Below are 1,350 nucleotides of genomic sequence, written 5' to 3' on the forward strand. Positions count from 1 at the left end.
GCCTCCGGCGGGGATATTTTTGCCAATGCGAAAGAACGGAGGAAGGATCATGACCTTCACGCCGCATGGAAAGCACCTGATCGCCGGGGAGTGGGTCGGGACCGGGGCGCGCTTCGCCTCGGACCCGGCGCAGGGGCCGGTGCACGAATTCTCGGTCGGATCGCCCGAGCTGGTGGCGCGGGCCTGCGCCGCCGCCGAGGATGCCTTCTGGTCCTACGGCTATTCGACCCGGGCCGAGCGCGCGGCCTTCCTCGAGGCGATCGCCGACGAGATCGAGGCCCGCGCCGCGGCCATCACCGAGATCGGCAGCCAGGAGACCGGCCTGCCCGAGGCGCGGCTGCAGGGCGAGCGCGGGCGCACCACCGGGCAGCTGCGGCTGTTCGCCTCCCACATCCGCGACGGCGGCTATCTCGACCGGCGCACCGACGCGGCCCTGCCCGACCGCCAGCCCGCCGCGCGCCCCGAGATCCGCATGGTCCAGCGCCCGATCGGCCCGGTCGCGGTCTTCGGCGCCTCGAACTTCCCGCTCGCCTTCTCGACCGCCGGCGGCGACACCGCCGCAGCGCTCGCCGCCGGCTGCCCGGTGGTGGTCAAGGGCCATTCCGCCCATCCCGGCACCGCCGAGATCGTCGCCGAGGCCGTGGCCGCCGCCATCGCCGCCTGCGGCCTGCACCCGGGCGTCTTCAGCCTGATCCAGGGCGGCAACCGCGCCGTCGGCGAGGCGCTGGTCACCGACCCCCGCATCAAGGCGGTGGGCTTCACCGGCTCGCTCGGCGGCGGGCGCGCGCTCTTCGATCTCTGCGCGGCGCGGCCCGAGCCGATCCCGTTCTTCGGCGAGCTGGGATCGGTGAACCCGATGTTCGTGCTGCCTGCGGCGCTGGCCGCGCGCGGGGCCGCGCTGGGCGCGGGCTGGGCCGGGTCGCTGACCATGGGCGCGGGGCAGTTCTGCACCAATCCGGGCATCGCCGTGGTGCCCGCGGGCCCCGAGGGCGACGCCTTCGTCGCCGCCACCGCCGCGGCGCTGGCCAAGGTCGGCCCGCAGGCGATGCTGACACAGGGCATCGCCCGCGCCTATCGCGAGGGGACGGCGCGGCTCGATGCGCGCAATTCGGTGCGGCCGGTCTTCACCAGCGAGAGCGAGGGGCGGATGGCCCTGCCCAATCTCTACGAGGTGTCGTCGGAGGCCTTCCTTGAGGACCACGCCCTGTCCGAGGAGGTGTTCGGGCCGCTGGGGCTGGTGGTGCGGGTGCCGGGGGCCGAGGCGATGGTCGCGCTGGCCAAGGGTTTCGAGGGGCAGCTGACGGCGACACTGCTGATGGACGAGGCCGATGCCCCCGTCGCGCGGGCGCT

1 protein-coding gene is annotated in these 1,350 nt (G+C 74.4%); it reads left to right on the plus strand.

Annotated features, from left to right (window positions below; genetic code table 11):
• Positions 1-49: 49 nt before the first annotated feature.
• On the plus strand, positions 50-1,350 hold a 1,301-nt coding region (locus V8J39_RS23505; RefSeq protein ID WP_336463405.1), incomplete at its 3' end, for an aldehyde dehydrogenase family protein.

It is taken from the genome of Frigidibacter sp. MR17.24 (assembly GCF_037095655.1).
Lineage (GTDB): Bacteria > Pseudomonadota > Alphaproteobacteria > Rhodobacterales > Rhodobacteraceae > Frigidibacter.